Here is a 17,824-nt window from a genome sequence, read left to right as displayed (position 1 = left end):
CATTCCGGAGACTGCCGGCACCGGTGGCGCCGGCAGGTTCCGGGTCAGAGGACGTCCGTGTCGCCGCTTGCCTTAAGTGCGTCGACGGCAGCCTTGACGCGCTGGGAATTGGCCATGGTGGTCACCAGCAAAGCGTCCGGGGTATCCACGATGACCACGTCCTGGATGCCGATCAGGGCGATCACGCGCTTGGTGTCGGTAACCACAACGCCGCTTGAGTTCTCGGTGAACACGCGGGCACCTTCGCCGAGGACGGTGACGTCGTCCACTTCCTTGGCACTGTTGAGGCGGCCAACGGAGGCGAAGTCGCCAACATCGTCCCAGCGGAAAGTTCCGGGAACGACGGCGACGTCCCCGGCTTCGGCGGCGGGCTCGGCCACTGCGTAGTCGATGGCGATCTTCGGCAGGGTGGGCCAGATGCGTGCCGTGACCTCGTCGCGCTGGGGGTGTCCCACGCCCGGGCGATTTCCTGCAGCCCCTGGAACAGTTCGGGCTGGTTCGCCTCAAGGTGCTTGAGCATCAACGCCACCGGCGCCACGAACATGCCGGCGTTCCACACGTAGTCGCCACTGTCCACGTACTGCTGGGCCACCACTTCGTCCGGCTTTTCGACGAACTCCACCACGTCGTGGGCGCTGGGCGCGCCTTCAATGTGCAGGGCCTTGCCGGAGCGGATGTAGCCGAAGCCGGTGGACGGGTGCGTGGGCTTGATGCCGATGGTGACGATCTTGCCGGTGGCAGCGGTGTGGATGGCTTCGCGGACGGCCTGCTGGAACAGATCATCCGGGCTGATCACCTGGTCGGCTGCGAAGGAACCCATGATGGTGTCGGGATCGCGCTCGTGCAGGATCGCCGCCGCAAGGCCGATGGCGGCAGCGGAGTCCTTTGGCTCCGACTCGAGGACAAGGTCGGCGTCCTGCACCTCGGGCAGCTGGCGGCATACGGCGTCGCGGTGCGCCCGGCCGGTCACCACCAGCATTCGGTTGCCCGCCAAAGGGTGCAGCCGGTCATAGGTGGCGCGCAGCAACGTGCTGCCCGATCCCGTGAGATCGTGAAGGAACTTGGGAGCTGCTGCACGTGACAGGGGCCAGAGGCGGGTCCCCACTCCGCCTGCCGGAATCACCGCGATGAAGCGGTCAAGGGGTGAAGCCGGGCTTGTCACTTTGTCTGTACTCATCACGGCTACTTTAGCGGAACGGCCCCAACCGGCTCCTTTGGCGACACATCAGACCTGCGTTTTGCGGCGCCGTCGTACCCAAAAGCCTGCAGGGATGTGGCGTTCGTCTCATTTCCCCGGAAAATCCGCTCCAGTACTGGGCACCAAGAATCTCCGAAATTGAATAAGCTGTTAGCGGAGCCTAGATTTAGGCCTGAGCTACGAGTGCTCTCGCAGCAGGCGTTCCCCCCGCATGGATCTCATGCCAGCGCCGCTGTGTTGCAGGGAGGTTTATCAGTGCCGACAAAACCAGCTGGCACCTTGTACCGCGGCCGTGAAGGCATGTGGTCCTGGGTAGGACACCGCATTACCGGTGTAGTGATCTTTTCTTCTTGTTGGTCCACGTCCTGGACACCTCCTTGGTGCGTGTGTCACCGGAGGCCTACACCGCTGTGATCGGCGCCTACAAGAACCCCCTGATGGCGCTGGGCGAGACCGGCCTTGTTGCCGCGATCGTGTTCCACGCCTTCAACGGCCTGCGGATCATTGCGGTCGACTTCTGGAAGAAGGGCGCAAAGTACCAGCGGCAGATGCTGTGGGCAGTCCTGGCCCTTTGGGTCGTGACCATGGTCGCCTTCTCCATCCGCCACCTGTCCCTCGCCCTCGGAGGTCACTAAGCCATGACTGCAACGATCGAGAGCCCCCGCAGCGGGCGGATCGCCCCCCAGTACCGCCGCAGCAGCGGCTCACGGGGCAACTTCGAGATGATCGCCTGGCTGTTCATGCGTCTCTCCGGCGTAGTACTGGTGGTCCTCATCTTCGGCCACCTGTTCGTGAACCTCATGGTGGGCGAAGGCATCCACGCCATTGACTTCGGCTTCGTGGCCGGCAAGTGGGCAGACCCGTTCTGGCAGTTCTGGGACCTGGCCATGCTCTGGCTGGCAATGCTGCACGGCACCAACGGCGTCCGGACCATCATCAACGACTACGCAGAGAAGACGTCCACCCGCCGCTGGCTGAAGACCGTCCTCTACGCGGCCGCCGTCGTCATCATCCTCCTCGGCACGCTGGTCATCTTCACCTTCAACCCGTGCCCCGTGGTGAACGGCGTTGCCCTTCCGGGTGGATTCTGCCCTGCCTAGAACTGGCACAACCCCGGGCCCGCGGGCTTTTCCCGCGGGCCCTGTTTTGCGGAGCAGGCAAAGCCGCCCCGTTGTTTTATAGCGAATTTTGAGAGAAAGAGCGTCTGGTATGCAGGTCCATAAGTACGACGTCGTCATCGTCGGTGCCGGTGGCGCTGGCATGCGCGCCGCGATCGAGTCCGGTCAGCGCGCGCGCACAGCAGTACTGACCAAGCTCTACCCCACCCGCTCGCACACAGGTGCGGCCCAGGGTGGCATGTGCGCAGCCCTTGCCAATGTCGAGGAAGACAACTGGGAATGGCACACGTTCGACACCGTCAAGGGCGGCGACTACCTGGTTGACCAGGACGCCGCGGAGGTCATGGCCAAGGAAGCCATCGACGCCGTGCTGGACCTGGAAAAGATGGGCCTGCCCTTCAACCGCACCCCCGAGGGCCGCATCGACCAGCGGCGCTTCGGTGGCCACACCCGCGACCACGGCAAGGCTCCGGTCCGTCGTGCATGCTACGCCGCGGACCGCACCGGCCACATGATCCTGCAGACCCTGTACCAAAACTGCGTCAAGCACAACGTTGAGTTCTACAACGAGTACTACGTCCTGGACCTGCTGACGGTCGAAGAGGATGCTGTCCGCGAAGACGGGACGCCCTACAAGCAGAAGCGCGTGGCCGGCGTCGTCTCCTACGACCTCGCCTCCGGTGAACTGCACGTTTTCCAGGCCAAGTCCGTGGTGTTCGCCTCCGGTGGCGCCGGCAAGGTCTTCAAGACCACGTCCAACGCCCACACCCTGACCGGTGACGGCATGGGCATCGCCTTCCGCCGGGGCATCCCCCTGGAGGACATGGAGTTCTTCCAGTTCCACCCCACCGGCCTGGCCGGGCTGGGCATCCTGCTGTCCGAGGCCGCCCGCGGTGAAGGTGCCATCCTCCGCAACTCGGAGGGTGAGCGCTTCATGGAGCGCTACGCCCCCACCATCAAGGACCTGGCACCGCGCGACATCGTGGCCCGCTCCATGGCCAACGAAGTCCGCGAAGGCCGCGGCTGCGGCCCGAACAAGGACTACGTCCTCCTGGACCTGACCCACCTGGAGCCGGCGCACATCGATGCGAAGCTGCCGGACATCACCGAGTTCGCCCGCACCTACCTGGGCGTGGAACCGTACACCGAGCCGGTGCCCGTGTTCCCCACCGCGCACTACGCGATGGGCGGCATCCCCACGAACATCGAAACCGAAGTGCTCCAGGACAACGACACCGTGGTCCCCGGGCTCTACGCCGCCGGCGAGGTGGCCTGCGTGTCCGTCCACGGTTCCAACCGCCTTGGCACCAACTCGCTCCTGGACATCAACGTGTTCGGCAAGCGTGCCGGCATCGCTGCCGCGGAATACGCCAAGACCGCCCAGTTCGTGGAACTGCCGGAGAACCCGCTGGCCTACACCACCGAACTGCTGGACATTGCCCGCAACGGCACCGGCGACGAAAAGGTGGCGCAGATCCGCAAGGAACTGCAGGACACGATGGACGCCAACATGCAGGTGTTCCGTACGGCGGACACCCTGAACCAGGTGCTGCGCGACATCGCATCCTTCGAGGAGCGGTACAAGCGCATCAACGTCCAGGACAAGGGCAAGCGCTTCAACCTGGACCTGCTCGAGGCCGTTGAGCTCGGCTTCCTGCTGGAACTGGCCAAGGTCATGACCGTGGCCGCCCTGCACCGTGAGGAATCCCGCGGCGGACACTTCCGCGAGGACTTCCCCGAGCGTGACGACGAGAAATTCATGAAGCACTCCATGGCGTACAAGGATGACCATGCGCCGGCTGACGGATCGGCGGAGTCAATCGCCGGTATCCGCCTCGCCACCAAGCCGGTTGTCTTTACCCGCTACGAGCCGATGGTGAGGAAGTACTAAGATGACCGCTGAAATCGCTGAGCCAGCCTCAAAGGTTGAACTTCCTGCCGGCGTTGGCGGGGGCGGGGAAATCCCCACGTTCGACGTCCACATGCGGGTCCGCAGGTACAACCCGGAGGTTTCCGAGGAAGCCACCTGGGATGATTTCCACCTGACCATGTACGGCACGGACCGTGTCCTGGATGCCCTGCACAAGGTTAAGTGGGAGATGGACGGCACCTTGTCCTTCCGCCGCTCCTGCGCCCACGGTGTGTGCGGCTCTGACGCCATGCGCATCAACGGCCGCAACCGCCTTGCCTGCAAAACGCTGCTGAAGGACCTGGACACGTCCAAGCCCATCACCGTGGAGCCCATCAAGGGTCTGCCGGTGGAGAAGGACCTGATCGTGGACATGGAGCCCTTCTTCCAGTCGTACCGCGAAGTCATGCCCTTCCTGATCAACAAGGGCCACGAGCCCACCCGGGAACGCCTCCAGTCCGCGGAGGACCGGGAGCGCTTTGACGACACCACCAAGTGCATCCTCTGCGCCGCGTGCACGTCCTCCTGCCCCGTGTTCTGGACGGACGGGCAGTACTTCGGCCCCGCCGCGATCGTCAACGCACACCGCTTCATCTTCGATTCCCGTGATGATGCCGGCGACATGCGCCTGGAGATCCTCAACGACAAGGAAGGCGTGTGGCGCTGCCGCACCACCTTCAACTGCTCCGAGGCATGCCCCCGCGGCATCCAGGTCACGCAGGCCATTGCGGAAGTCAAGCAGGCCATCCTGGCCCGCAAGATCTAGGCTCGTTCACCAACAGATATAACGGCCGACGGCGTCGCTCACCACACGTGGTGGGGGCGCCGTCGTCGTTTCAGCAGAAAGGGGTCCTCCTTGTCCCGCTCCGAAAAAGTGTCCTTTGCCGGTTCCACCGGCGAGATGCTGTCCGGCATCATTGACGTCCCGGAGGGCCCCGTCAAGGGCTGGGGAGTCTTCTCGCACGGTTTCACGCTGGGCAAGGACAGCCCCTCCGCAGCGCGGATGTGCAAGGCGCTGGCGGACAGCGGCATCGGAATGCTGCGCTTCGACAACCTGGGCCTGGGCGGCTCCGCCGGGGAATGGTCCGCCGGCTCGTTCAGCCACAAAGTGGCCGACACGGTGAAGGCCGCGGAGTTCATGCGCAGTCAGGGCAAGGAGATCTCCCTGCTGGTGGGCCACTCCTTTGGTGGTGCCGCCGTGCTGGCGGCCGCACGGGAGATACCCGAGCTCGACGCCGTTGCCACCGTGGGAGCGCCCTTTTCCCCCAAGCATGTGGCCCACGTTTTCGATGCCGCGCTGGACAGGATCCTGAGCGAGGGCAGCGCCGAAGTTGACCTCGGAGGCAAGCGGGTGGAGATCCGCCGGCACTTCGTGGAGGACCTGGAGAACGCGGACCTGACGGACTGCATCAAGCAGCTGCACAAGCCCCTGATGGTGCTGCACTCCCCCACCGACAACACCGTGGGGATCGAGAATGCCAGCACCATCTTCCAGACGGCCAGGCATCCGAGGAATTTCGTGTCCCTTGAGGGCAGCGACCACCTGCTCACCGGCAAGGGCCAGGCCGCACGGGCGGCAAGGATCATCGCCGCCTGGGCGGACCAGTACCTCGACGCAGCACCTGCCTGACCCTCCCCGGCCTGTTTGGCCGGCCCTACTTGCCGATAGCCGCCTTGCTCTCGCTGATCCACTGTTCGGCTGCCTTGTCCGGCGTGACCCGCTTGAAAAGGACGTCCGTGTTGATCCGGGCGGTGATCTCCGAGACGGCGGTTGAACCGGTGGGGCCGATGTACGTTGGGGCGAAATCCATATTGCCGATCTGGTTGATGTACTCCGCCTCCACCTTGCCCTGAGGGGTGAGCATGTCCTGGATGGCGGCGCGCATGTCGGAGTTGCCAGGGATGCCCCGGTCGCTCTGGATGATCCTGGCCGCGGCCGGATTGTTGACCAGGAAGTTCACGAGCTTGGCGGCAGCGTCCGTGTGCTTGCTGCGTGCGGAGATGGTGTAGAACTGCGAGGACTGCAGCCAGATCCCCGGGGTGGGCTTCTCCCCCGGTAGCTTGAGCAGTTTCAGGTCTGCGCCGGAAGCTTTGCTGAGGGCGGTCAGTGAATTGCTCCACGTGAGCATCATTGCGGCCTTGCCCATGCCCATGAGGGTCTGCTCAGTGCTGACATTGAGCTTCTCCACCGTCTCCGAAGCACTCGGAGCGGCACCGGATTCACTAAGCTTCAGCGAGTAGTGGAAGTAGTCCTGCACCGTTTGCTTGCCCAGTCCCAGCTGTCCGTCCTGGGTGTACAGGGATTCGCCGCGCTGGCGGGCGAAGGCGTCCAGGGAGTCATGGGTGAGCACGGTTGCAGTTCCGTAGGTGCCCTGGGGGCTCTTGGCGGTGATGTCACCGGCAATCCTGGCGAAGTCGTCCCAGCTCCAGCTGCTGTCATCTGGCAGCGGAACCCCTGCCGCCGCGAAGACGGCGGGATTGGCCACAATGGCCAGTGCGTTGGCGCCGGTGGAAACGCCGTACTGTTTGCCCTTGACCTGTCCGTTTTCCAGGGCGCCCTGGTCGATCCTTGACAGGTCCAGTGAGCCCTGCACCGTGGTCAGGTCCAGCAACGCGCCGCGGTTTGCGTATTCGGCGGGGTAGGCGCCCCCCATGGTGATGACATCCGGCGCGTCGTTGGCGGCCATCTGGGTTGCGAGCTTGTCGAAGTAGCCGCTGATGTCGCCATATTCCGGCTTGACCTTGATGTTGGGGTTGGCGGCCTCAAACTCAGCAATGGCCTTGTTGGTCAGCTCGGCCCGGCCGGCATTGCCCCACCAGGAAAAGCGGATCTCCACGGGCCCGTCCCCGGCCTTGTTGGACGACGGGCTGGAACAGCCGGCCGTCACGGCCAGGAGGGCTGCGGCTGAGAGGACGGCAAGGGATTTACGGATTGTTCCGGTAGCAGGGCGCGTCATTGGGCAAGCTTCTTCCTTGGTGAGAAGGGTGGGTGAGCGAGAGAAAGCGGTTTCGTGAAACGTATCAACGGCGGGTAAAGCCCGTCAATAGGATCCCGTCATGGTTTCCGTACCGGTTATCGACCTGGAGTTCTCGGTGCACGATTTCACATGGCGGCCCCTTGACAGCGCTGTGGAACCCGCCAAGGATGGAATCGCCAGAAACCGCTTTCTCCCCGGTGCCGCGTTTCCGGGGAGGCGCGCTGGCCATGCCCGGACATTTCGCGGCATCAGTCACCACACACCTGTAAGGAGGGCGTGCACCGTGCACAGCCACGCCAGCACCGTACGGCCGGAGGCCACGACCACGTCCCACCGGCGGCACAAGCAGATTGACAGGAAGGCGCTGGTCCGGCGGCACAACGTTCGTCAGCAAAGTCTTGATCCGCGAAGCCCTGTCTCAGTGGGCAACGGGGAGTTTGCCTTCACCATGGACCTCACGGGCCTTCAAAGCCTGCCAGCCGAGTACCCCGTGGGGCCCCGTGAGGACTCGCTTCCCCCGGGAACGCTGCTGGGCACCCAATCCACCTGGGGCTGGCACTCCATGCCTGGCGGCGATCGTTACAGCCTGGCAGGTTCCACGGTCCTCTACGACTCCCCACGTGGTCCGGTGCCGTACGTGGACATGGTGGGGGACATCGTCAATGACCGCGAGACAGGCACCTCAACGGCCGAAGCATGGCTGCGGGCAAACCCGCACCGCCTGGATCTGGGACGCATCGGTTTCCAGCTGCTGCAGGACGGAACCAGCCGGCCCATCAGCAGCAGCGAGCTTTCCCACGCCAGCCAGATTCTTGATCTTTGGACGGGCATCGTCACCAGCACCTTCGCCATCGCCGGCCACCAGGCCACGGTCACCACAGCCTGCCATCCGGACCGCGACGAACTAGGCATTCGGGTGGAGTCACCCGCGCTGGGTGACGGCCTGGTGATCGGCATCGACTTCCCGTACGGCTCCGAGGCGTGGCACAACGGCGCCGGGTGGGATCTGCCGGGCGCCCACACCACCATCCTCAACGGACCGCAACCTGCAGTGTCCCATGCAGGGGCCAGCAGCTGGACGGTGGACCGCGAACTGGACAACGCGCGCTACCGCGTGGTGATCACCGGCCAAGGCCTGGTCGTGGAACAGACCGGGGCGCACCACCTGCGCATACGGCCGGATGTCCACTCGAGCACCGAGGCGCTGGACCTGTCCATTGAGTTCATATCCGCCGCGGACGGGGACTGTATCCCCCGGGGCGGTGCGGGCCTTTCCAGAGTGGCAGGCAAGGCGGGCGTTGGCCGCCATGCGGGTCCCGCCGTCGGGCCTTCCCCTTCAGCGCCGTCGGTTCCCAGCGCAAACCAGCCCGGCAGCAACGTTGCAGCCGCCTCCATGGACCGTTGGCCCAGGTTCTGGTCGTCCGGAGGTGCCATCGAGCTGGCTGCCACGCCGGACCCACGGGCCAGGGAGCTCGAACGCCGGATTGTCCTCTCCCAGTACCTGACGGCCGTCAACTGCTCCGGATCGCTGCCGCCGCAGGAAACAGGCCTGGTGTGCAGCTCGTGGCGCGGCCGCTTCCACTTGGAGATGCATTGGTGGCACGCCGCCCATTTTGCGCACTGGAACCGGACGGAGCTCCTCCTCCCCTCCCTGCGCTGGTACTCAACGGTGCTGGAAACGTCGCGGGAAACCGCCCGGGCGCAGGGCTTCGACGGCGCCCGCTGGCCCAAGCAGGTAGGCCCGGACGGCAGGGAGAGCCCCAGCCCGATCGGGACGTTCCTGATTTGGCAGCAGCCGCATCCCATCCATTTGGCCGAGCTGCTGTACCGGGCCAATCCGGGCCCTGACGTGCTGGAGGAGTTCGCTGACATCGTGTTCGAAACCGCCGCGTTCATGGCGGGCTTCGCTCATCGCACCCCGAGGGGTTTCGAACTTGGGCCGCCGCTCATACCCGCACAGGAGAGCTATGGGTCCATGCGGGCGAAGATCAAAAACCCGACGTTCGAACTCGCTTACTGGCAGTGGGGCCTCAGGACTGCCGCCGCCTGGCGGGAACGGTTGGGCCTCGAGCCCGTTGCATGCTGGCAGGAGGTTGCTGACGGGATGGTGCGCCCGCGCGTAGTCGACGGCGTCTATGCGGCAATGGACGTGGAGCCCTTCACCATCAGGACGGACCATCCCTCGATGCTCTGCGCACTGGGCGTCCTGCCGCTGACAGACCTGATCGATGAGGCAGTCATGCGGGCCACCCTTGAGGATGTCCTGGCCGACTGGGACTGGACCACCACATGGGGGTGGGACTACCCGGTGATGGCGATGACCGCTGCCCGGCTCGGGGACCCGGAGTACGCCGTCGACGCGCTCCTGCAGGAGGCCGGTAAGAACACAGTCCTGACGAACGGTCACAACCGGCAGACGGACTCCTTGCCGTTGTACCTTCCAGGCAACGGGGGCTCCTTGCCGCGGCCGCGCTGATGGCTGCCGGCTGGGACCACGGCCCGGACCGCCACGCTCCGGGCTTTCCGCCCGGCTGGACCGTTGCGTGGGAAGGTCTGGTGCCGGCCCCCTGACGTCGCTGTGCTGGAGGGCCGGACAATTCTACGGCCGGGCGCGCGTCAGGTTTGGGGCGTGGTTCGGCGTGCGCCGAGGATCGTCTTGCGCGGAGGAGCGTCCGACTCCAGGTCCGCTTCACGGACGGCTGCCCATCCTGCCGAGACAAGGTAGACCTGGCTGACGAGGTTGAACCAGATGAGCAGGCCGATGATGATGGCAAACGGCGCCAGGATGGGATTGCGGCTGGCCCCGCCAAGAAGTTCAGTGCTGAAGATCTGCAGTATGGTGGTGCCCACGGCTGCCAGGCCGGTGCCTTCGACCAGTGCCTGGCGGGACAGCTTGAGCCCCGCGGCCAACCGGAACATGATCAGCGCCGTGACCCAGTTCAGGACCAGCGGGACGACAATTTTGACGGAGGTGGTCAGCGGGCCGGCCAAGGCGTCGCTGAGGTGCAGGAAGTCCGCTACCCAACCCGCCAGCGTGCCGAACACCAGCGATGCACCGCCGCTGATCACCAGGGCCACGCCCAGCAGCAGCAGGGTTCCGGCGTCGCGCAGCTTCATCACGATGGGATTGACGATCAGCGGCGGCAGCTGCAGGACGCCGCGCAGGCCGTCCCGGAGGCCGTTGATCCAACCGAGTGATGTGACCACCGTTACCAGCGCACCGATGACCGCGGTCCAGCCGAGGCCGTTGGGATCCAGCATGTCCTTGGGGTCCACCAGCCCCGGTCCGCCGTTGACTTTCAGTAGGCCCGGTGCGCTGGCGGCCACGCTGCCGATAACGGTGTCCAGCAGCGCCGGCTGGCCGCTGAGGACCAGCCCGGCGATGGAGAAGCCGGTGGCCAGCAGGCCTGTGACGGAGAAAAACATGTTGAAGCCGATGCCGGCGCTCATCAGCGGCCCGTAGTGGAGGGTGTAGTGCCGGAAGGCGCGCATGGGGCGCAGGACGTTCAGGCGGGCGGTGAGCCACTGAACCAAGGCCATCAGGGCACCGAATTTTTTGCCGGACCTGCGCGCCCGGTTCCATTCCATCCGCTTTTGGATGACCTCCAGCTTCAGCCTGGCCTGCTCGGTGGGCAGCGGCTGCTGGTTACCCTGCGTCGGTTGGGGTGTCCGCGGCAGCGTCCGTGAACCGGGTGCCGGCGTTGTTGTCAGTTTCGGTCCCAAAGTCCAGCTCTTCCCGTAGCTGCCAGATGCCGTCGGCATCGTGCTCGTAGAGTCCCATGCTAACCACAGGGAAGGTGGCCTTGTAGTTCTTCAGCACCGTTTCGGCCTCGTCAAGGCTTTCCGGGGCGACGTCGTGGGCGATGGTGACGTGCGGATGGTAGGCAAAGGGCAGTTCACGGTGGAGTGGGCCCTGCTGGAGCCTGCGGTGCAGGTCCACGCAGTGCTCGAACCCGTCCTCCACATTGATGAAGACTACGGGGGAAACGGGCCGGAAAGTTCCGGTCCCGGCGATGGTCACCATGAACGGGCTCTGGCAGCGGGCCACTTCGCGGACATGCCGGAGGGTCGCTTCCCAGTCCTGGGTGGGGGTGGTGGTGACCAGCGTAATGTGGGCCGGTACCACGTCCGCCAGCGGGTCACCGAACGACGCCCGCCAGCGCTGCAGCTCTTCGGCGATGTCTGATGGAAAGCCCAGGATGACGCCCACGCTGACCTCTTCGCTGCGGGCCACCTCATGGTTCGCCGCCGCATTCCGGCCTGGCTGGTCTCCCAAGCGGTCAGCCAGGGTCTGCTCCACCTGGCCGGCAGAGCAGGCACCTCCCCTGGCGGTGACTTTTCCCGAAGACATGGCGCTAGCGGACTCCCGCGAGGCTGAGGGACGGCAGGAAGCCCATGCGCTCGTAGACCTGGGCCAGGGTGACGGAGGCGATCTCGCGGGCCCGCTCAGCGCCAAGGGCCAGCAGCCGGTCAAGCTCGGCGGGATCTGCCATCAGCTCATTGGTCCGGTTGCGCAGCGGGGTGATGAAGTCCACCACGACTTCGGCGAGGTCTACCTTGAGGTGGCCGTACATCTTGCCTTGGTACTCGGCTTCAAGCTCCGCCACGGACTTGCCCGTCAGCGAGGAGTAGATGGTCAGCAGGTTGGACACGCCGGGCTTTTCCTCAGGGTCGAAGCGGATGTCCGTGCCGGCGTCGGTCACTGCCGACTTGATGCGCTTGGCTGCGATCTTGGGATCCTCCAGCAGCTGGATGGCACCGTTGGGCGACTCCCCCGTCTTGGACATCTTGGCGCTGGGATTCTGGAGGTCGTAGATCTTGGCGCTTTCCTTGACGATCGTGGCCTCCGGAACCGTGAAGGTGTGGCCGAACCGGGTATTGAAACGCTGCGCCAGGTTCCGCGTCAGTTCCAGGTGCTGCCGCTGGTCCTCGCCGACGGGCACGAGGTCGCTCTGGTACAGGAGAATGTCCGCGGCCATCAGGGTGGGGTAGGCGAACAGGCCCAGTGTTGCGGAGTCCGCGCCGGACTTCTGGGTTTTGTCCTTGAACTGGGTCATCCGGGAAGCCTCGCCAAACCCGGTAATGCAGTTCAGCGCCCACGCAAGCTGCGCATGCTCGGGAACATGGGACTGGACGAAGAAGATGCTCTTGTCCGGGTCGATGCCGGCCGCGATGTACTGGGCAGCCACAATGCGGGTCCGCTTGGCCAGCTCGGCGGGGTCGAAGTCCACTGTGATGGCGTGCAGGTCCGGGATGAAAAAGACGGCGTCGTACTCCGCCTGCATGTCCACCCAGTTGCGCACGGCACCGATGTAGTTGCCCAGGTGCAGGGAGTCGGCGGTGGGCTTGGCACCGGAAAGGATGCGCTTCTTGGCAGTGGAGGAAGTCTGGCTGGTCATGGAAAACTTTCGGGCTTAGAGCTGGTAATCCACTACCAGCGGGGCGTGATCGGAGAAGCGGGTGTCCCAGGAGGCTGCACGGTCCACGACAGCCGAAATGGCGGAGGCCGCCAGTTCGGGGGTGGCCATGTGGTAGTCGATGCGCCAGCCGGTGTCGTTGTCGAATGCCTTGCCGCGCCAGGACCACCATGTGTAGGGCCCGTCGACATCCCCGGCCAGGGTCCGGTGGACGTCATGCCAGCCGATCTCCTCACCGAAGAACCGGTCGAAGTAGGCACGTTCCTCCGGCAGGTGCCCGGCCTTCTTGAGGTTGCCCTTGGAGTTCCTGATGTCACGGGGGTGTGCGCCACGTTGAGGTCGCCCACCACCAGGGCGTGGTCGCTGTGCTTGGTCAGTTCCGGCAGGCGGGTGCTCATGACGTCCAGGAAACGGAACTTGTCATCCTGCTTGGGCGTCCCCACTTCACCGGAATGCACATAGGCGCTGGCAACCGTGAGCTGCACGGGGTTCCCTGCGGCGTCGGGGACGCGGAAGTCGGCTTCAACCCAGCGCCCGGCGGTGGCGAAGTAGTCGTCCCCGATGCCGTTCCTGGTGGCCAGGGGCTCCTGGCGGGAGGCAATGGCGACGCCGGCACGGCCTTTTGCTTCCGCTTCCGCGTGCAGGATATGCCAGTCCTCCCCCAGCAGTTGCCGGACGACGGCGTCAGGGGCTCGGACCTCCTGCAGGCAGAGGATGTCCACTTCCCGCGGCTCAAGCCAGGCCGCCATACCGTTCTTGTAGGCAGCCCGGAGGCCGTTTACGTTGACGGATGCGATGCGAAGGTGGTCCTTGTTCAATGCCGAGCTCACCCGCTCCACTCTAGTCGATGATGGTTCCGGTCACCGGCTCCCCGCTGCCGCCGGAGGACTTGATCATGTCCCGGGCGTTGGTGGCTGTGATCTCGATGGTTTCAAGTGCGCGGTTGATCGTGTCCTGGTTGGCGGCGGCGCCCTTGGCCCGCTCCTCCTCCACCACGCGGACCTGCACCTGGACGATCTTGAAGGAATGGTCCAGCTTCAGGTCGCGCACCTCGTCTGCCTCGGAACGTTCGTAGACCACCCGGGTGCCGCCGTGGTCGGCGGAGGTGCGGGCCGGTACGCGGCCGGTGGCGGTGTTGAAGGCGCTCTGGGCTTCGGACAGCTTTGCGCCCGCTTTCCTGGCGGCCCGCTGGATGCTGAAGACCACGAACGCAGCCAGTGCCAGCCAGAAGGCGGCGATGATGGCGACAACCCAGCCCACCACGTCGTTCTGGTTTGCGGCGAAGATCACGGCCACAATGAACGCCGTCACCAGGACCATCAGGCCCGGCCCGCTGATCCGGAACATGGAAAAACCGCCCCGGGCGGGTTTGGAAGATGACGAGGAGCTGCCCAAAGTTCGCATGCAGCCATTGTCTCAAACGGCGGACTGTGCTCCCGCCGCCTTCCACCCCCGGCGAACAGGGCAGCTGGCCGGGCAGGCTATTTCAGGAACAAACTCCGCAGGCGCAGCGTGGTCAGCAGCATGCCGACGGCGGTCATCACCAGGTAGTAGCCAACATGCAGTGGCGTGGCAGCCGTAAAAGTGCCCACACTGATCTGCCGCAGCAGTTCCACCCCGTGCCAGAGCGGCATGGCCTGGATGAACCACTGGATGGGCTGTGGGTAGACGCTGAGCGGGTAGAACGTGGCGCTGAACAGGAACATGGGCAGCAGGATGAAGTTGATCCAGTCCATCTGCTGGAAGGTCTTGAGGAAGCTGGTGATGCCCATGCCCAGGCTGGCGAACCCAAAGGCGATCAGCACCGAGGCGGGGATCATCAGCAGTGCCCAGGGCGTGGTGATCAGTCCCATGATGCCCATGACCGCAGTGAAGCCGGTGGCGTAGAGCATCCCCCGCAGCAGGGCCAGGAAGATCTCGCCAAGCGCCACGTCCAGCGGGCCCAGGGACGTATACAGCATGCCCTGGTAGAGCTTGGCGAAGTTCATCTTGAAGAAGACGTTCCAGGTGGAGTCATAGACGGCGCCGTTCATCGCGGAGACGGCCAGCAGTGCCGGTGCGATGTAGGCCGCATAGCTGATGGTGGTTCCGTTGGGTCCCTGGACGCTGCCAACGATGGCGCCCAGTCCCACCCCCATGGAAAGGAGGAACAGCACCGGCTCGAAGAACCCGGACAGCATCACCAGCCAGTTGGTGCTCCGTGTGGCCATCAGCCCACGGGCAATGACTGCCCTGGCATTGCCTGAATACAGGGGCCCGAAAGTGCGGCTGCGGGCTTGCTCCGCGGCGCTCCGGGAGGCGCCGGCGGGACCGGAAAATGTGCTCACTGGCCCATCCTCAGGGCAAACCGGCGCCGCGTCAGGACCCAGCCGGTGACTGCCAACCCCGCCAGGACGGCCGCATGGAGCACGCTGAGGATCGCCGGTTCGCGGTATCCGAAGCTGAGCACCCGGCCCAGTTCGGTGCCATGCCAGATGGGCGAAATCCAGCCCACCCAGCGGACCGCCAACGGCAGGTTGTCCAGCGGGAAGAACGTCCCGGAGAACAGGAAGAGCGGCATCACGATGAACCGCATCACCAGTGCGAACTGCCCCTTGTCTTCGGTGATCGATGCGGAATATGCCATCAGCGGCAGCCCGAAGGCCAGCCCTGTCAGGGTGGCCACCAGTATCCCGGCCCAGCCCCAGCCCGACGGCGAGGCACCGAACAGTGCCACGGCCGCGAAGTAGATGGCCGACTGCAGCACCAGGCGCAGCGTCACGGCCATGACCTGCCCGGCGGCGATCTGCTGCGGCGTCAGCGGCGACGCGTGCGGGCCGTAGTAGACCCGGCGCCATTTGAACCCTGCCATGACGGGAAAAGTGAACTCGTTGGCTGCCGTCATCACGGCGGCGGACACCAGCAGCGCCGGGGCGATAAAGGCGAGGTAGGACACGCCGCCAAAGGCCGCGTTGCCGGTATCCACCAGGGTGGCCAGTCCCACCCCCATGGCGAAGAGGTACGCCACCGGTTGGCCCACGCTGTACATCAGGATGGACCAGCTGTAACCCTTCATCACCCGGAGCACCTGCTCGGCATAGTAGAAGGAGCCCCAGCGCCGCGCCCTTGCCGCCGAAACCGCCGGCGCATGCGCGCGCAGGCCGCCCGGCTGCGCGGCCCCTCCCTGCCCTCCGGTCGGCTGCCGCCCGGACGCCTGCCTATCAGTCAATGAGGCTCCTGCCGGTGAGCCGAAGGAACACATCCTCCAGCGACGACCGCCGGACCAGCGATGTCAGCGGCCTCAGGCCGCGGGCCGACACCTGCTCAAGGGCTGACTCGCCGTCGTGCGCGTACATCAGCACCCGGTCCGGCAGCACCTCAAGCCGTTCCCCGATGCCTTCCAGCCGGGACGCGATTGCGGCGTTCCGCTCGGAACCAAACCGCAGTTCCACCACCTCCCGGGTGGAATGCCCGCGGATCAGCTGCGCGGGCGAGCCCTCGGCCATGATCCGGCCCTTGTCCACCACGATCAGCCGGTCGCAGAGCTGCTCGGCCTCATCCATGTAATGGGTGGTGAGGATCAGCGTGACGCCCTGCTCCTTGAGCCGGAACAGGCGGTCCCACAGGATGTGCCGGGCCTGGGGATCCAGGCCCGTGGTGGGCTCGTCCAGCAGCAGGATCTGCGGCTCGTTGATCAGGGAACGGGCGATGGTCAGGCGGCGTTTCATGCCGCCGGAGAGCGCGTCCACCTTGGATCTCGCTTTGTCCGTCAGCTGTGCGAACTCCAGCAGTTCATCGGCCTTGGGCCTGAGGTAGCTCATGGGCAGGCCGAAGTAGCGGCCGTAGACCAGGAGGTTGTCGCGGACGCGGAGTTCCTCGTCCAGGTTGTCCTGCTGCGGAACCACGCCCAGGTGGGCGCGTACCTCGGGTCCGTGCGTGTCCGGGTCCAGGCCCATGATGGTGAGCCGGCCGGCGGACCGGCGGGTCACGCCGCCGATCATCTTCATGGTGGTGGATTTGCCCGCCCCGTTGGGCCCCAGGAGGCCGAAGGACTCCCCGCTTGCACGGTGAACGAGATGCCGTCCACGGCGGCCACGTCGCCGTAGGTCTTGGCCAGGTTTTCGGCGGAGATGACGGTGCCGGACGGCGGGCCCCCGGTCATCGTGCCGGAGGGGGTAAGGGCGTGGTTGTGCACCTGTGCAGACTAGTGGAGGCGCGGCGCAGGTGGAAGTGTGCTTGCAGTTACGTTGAAACGGACGACGGCGGCACGGCGCCTTCCCTGCGGAAGGTACCGTGCCGCCGTCGTGCACTTAGTGCCGGGGACTAGTGCGCGTTGGCTGCCGCGCGTTCGGCGGCCTCCACCACGTTGGTCATCAGCAGCGCCACGGTCATGGGACCGACGCCCCCGGGGTTCGGCGAAATCCAGCCGGCCACATCGGCGGCGGCGGGATCGATGTCGCCGTAGACGCGGCTCTTGCCGGTGTCCGGATCGGTCTCGCGGGTAACGCCGACATCCAGCACCGCCGCGCCCGGCTTTACGTCCGCGGCCTTGACGATGTGCTTCACACCGGCCGCGCCCACGATGACGTCCGCCTGCCGGAGCAGTTCTGACAGGTTCCTGGTCCCGGTATGGGTCAGGGTCACGGTGGCGTTCACCTCGCGCCGCGTGAGCAGCAGGCCGATTGAGCGGCCGATCGTGACGCCGCGCCCCACCACCACAACGTGCTTGCCTGCCAGGCTGTATCCGTTGCGCTCCAGGAGCTCGATGACCCCGCGGGGGTGCACGGCAGCGGCGTGGTGATCTTGTTGTTGACGTTCAGCACAAGCCGGCCAAGGTTGGTGGGGTGCAGGCCGTCGGCATCCTTGGCGGGATCGATGCGCTCCAGGATGGCGTCCGTGTCCAGGTGCTTGGGCAGCGGCAACTGCACAATGTAGCCGTGGCAGGCCGGGTCCGCATTGAGTTCGTCAATGAGGGCCTCCACCTGTTCCTGCGTGGCATCGGCCGGAAGCTCACGCTGGATGGAGTTCATCCCGATCTGCTCGGACTGCTTGTGCTTCATGGACACGTACAGCTGCGAGGCGGGGTCCGCTCCCACCAGCACAGTGGCGATGCCGGGCGTGACGCCCTTGGCCTTGAGTGCGGCCACGCGTTCGGTCAGCTCGGCCTTGATGGCGGCGGCGGTAGCCTTGCCGTCAAGGATCTGTGCGGTTGTGGTTTCAGCCAT

At 65.4% G+C, this 17,824-nt stretch carries 11 protein-coding genes and 6 pseudogenes; 6 read left to right on the top strand and 11 right to left on the bottom strand.

What is annotated here, in order from left to right; genetic code table 11:
• Positions 1-44 precede the first annotated feature (44 nt).
• A pseudogene (locus OUO20_RS02650) lies at positions 45-1,177 on the bottom strand (mannose-1-phosphate guanylyltransferase).
• Positions 1,178-1,498: 321 nt separating this feature from the next.
• On the opposite strand from OUO20_RS02650, the pseudogene sdhC reads away from it, so the two are divergent.
• The 5 genes and pseudogenes from sdhC to OUO20_RS02625 all read left to right on the top strand — a co-directional run bounded on the left by sdhC (position 1,499) and on the right by OUO20_RS02625 (position 5,855).
• Positions 1,499-1,833: pseudogene (sdhC, locus tag OUO20_RS02645) on the top strand (succinate dehydrogenase, cytochrome b556 subunit).
• A gap of 3 nt (positions 1,834-1,836) precedes the next feature.
• A complete protein-coding gene (locus OUO20_RS02640; RefSeq protein ID WP_018770216.1) occupies positions 1,837-2,298 on the top strand; it encodes a succinate dehydrogenase hydrophobic membrane anchor subunit in 462 nt (153 codons plus the stop codon).
• Positions 2,299-2,407: 109 nt separating this feature from the next.
• The gene (gene sdhA / locus OUO20_RS02635; protein WP_018770217.1) at positions 2,408-4,207 is read left to right on the top strand and encodes a succinate dehydrogenase flavoprotein subunit; all 1,800 of its coding nucleotides are present in this window, start codon (positions 2,408-2,410) and stop codon (positions 4,205-4,207) included.
• Between the two features lies 1 nt (position 4,208).
• Positions 4,209-4,991: a succinate dehydrogenase iron-sulfur subunit gene (locus OUO20_RS02630; protein WP_134164564.1), complete on the top strand. Its 783-nt coding sequence runs from the start codon at positions 4,209-4,211 to the stop codon at positions 4,989-4,991.
• Between the two features lie 90 nt (positions 4,992-5,081).
• Entirely contained in the window at positions 5,082-5,855 is a 774-nt protein-coding gene (locus OUO20_RS02625) for an alpha/beta hydrolase family protein (protein ID WP_018770219.1), read from the top strand.
• Positions 5,856-5,880: 25 nt separating this feature from the next.
• On the opposite strand, the gene OUO20_RS02620 is transcribed toward OUO20_RS02625, so the two are convergent.
• Positions 5,881-7,182, bottom strand: coding sequence for an ABC transporter substrate-binding protein (locus tag OUO20_RS02620; RefSeq protein WP_268002800.1), 1,302 nt, complete (start codon positions 7,180-7,182; stop codon positions 5,881-5,883).
• 304 nt (positions 7,183-7,486) lie between these two features.
• Between OUO20_RS02620 and OUO20_RS02615 the strand changes: the two are divergent.
• A pseudogene (locus OUO20_RS02615) lies at positions 7,487-9,774 on the top strand (hypothetical protein).
• Between the two features lie 45 nt (positions 9,775-9,819).
• Here OUO20_RS02615 and OUO20_RS02610 read toward each other — a convergent pair.
• The 9 genes and pseudogenes from OUO20_RS02610 to OUO20_RS02570 all read right to left on the bottom strand — a co-directional run bounded on the left by OUO20_RS02610 (position 9,820) and on the right by OUO20_RS02570 (position 17,824).
• Positions 9,820-10,791 (bottom strand): YihY/virulence factor BrkB family protein, encoded by a 972-nt coding sequence (locus tag OUO20_RS02610; RefSeq protein WP_018770222.1) that lies wholly within the window; start codon positions 10,789-10,791, stop codon positions 9,820-9,822.
• Between the two features lie 58 nt (positions 10,792-10,849).
• The gene (locus tag OUO20_RS02605) at positions 10,850-11,554 is read right to left on the bottom strand and encodes a 2'-5' RNA ligase family protein (protein ID WP_268002799.1); all 705 of its coding nucleotides are present in this window, start codon (positions 11,552-11,554) and stop codon (positions 10,850-10,852) included.
• 4 nt (positions 11,555-11,558) lie between these two features.
• Positions 11,559-12,602 (bottom strand): tryptophan--tRNA ligase, encoded by a 1,044-nt coding sequence (trpS, locus tag OUO20_RS02600; RefSeq protein ID WP_018770224.1) that lies wholly within the window; start codon positions 12,600-12,602, stop codon positions 11,559-11,561.
• 15 nt (positions 12,603-12,617) lie between these two features.
• A pseudogene (locus OUO20_RS02595) lies at positions 12,618-13,369 on the bottom strand (exodeoxyribonuclease III).
• Between the two features lie 91 nt (positions 13,370-13,460).
• Positions 13,461-14,024: a hypothetical protein gene (locus OUO20_RS02590; RefSeq protein ID WP_134164567.1), complete on the bottom strand. Its 564-nt coding sequence runs from the start codon at positions 14,022-14,024 to the stop codon at positions 13,461-13,463.
• A 77-nt stretch (positions 14,025-14,101) separates the two neighbouring features.
• On the bottom strand, positions 14,102-14,947 hold the full coding sequence (locus OUO20_RS02585; protein WP_144600486.1) for an ABC transporter permease: 846 nt from the start codon (positions 14,945-14,947) through the stop codon (positions 14,102-14,104).
• Positions 14,944-15,828, bottom strand: coding sequence for an ABC transporter permease (locus tag OUO20_RS02580; RefSeq protein WP_268002797.1), 885 nt, complete (start codon positions 15,826-15,828; stop codon positions 14,944-14,946). The genes OUO20_RS02585 and OUO20_RS02580 overlap by 4 nt, the downstream gene beginning before the upstream one ends.
• Positions 15,821-16,761, bottom strand: a pseudogene (locus tag OUO20_RS02575) (ABC transporter ATP-binding protein). Before OUO20_RS02575 ends, OUO20_RS02580 begins: the two are co-directional and overlap by 8 nt.
• Positions 16,762-16,922: 161 nt before the next feature.
• Positions 16,923-17,824, bottom strand: a pseudogene (locus tag OUO20_RS02570) (bifunctional methylenetetrahydrofolate dehydrogenase/methenyltetrahydrofolate cyclohydrolase).

The sequence above is a fragment of the Arthrobacter sp. FX8 genome (genome assembly GCF_026723805.1).
Lineage (GTDB): Bacteria > Actinomycetota > Actinomycetes > Actinomycetales > Micrococcaceae > Arthrobacter.
Note: the sequence above shows the minus strand (reverse complement) of the source record. Positions and strands in the feature narration are given on the sequence as shown.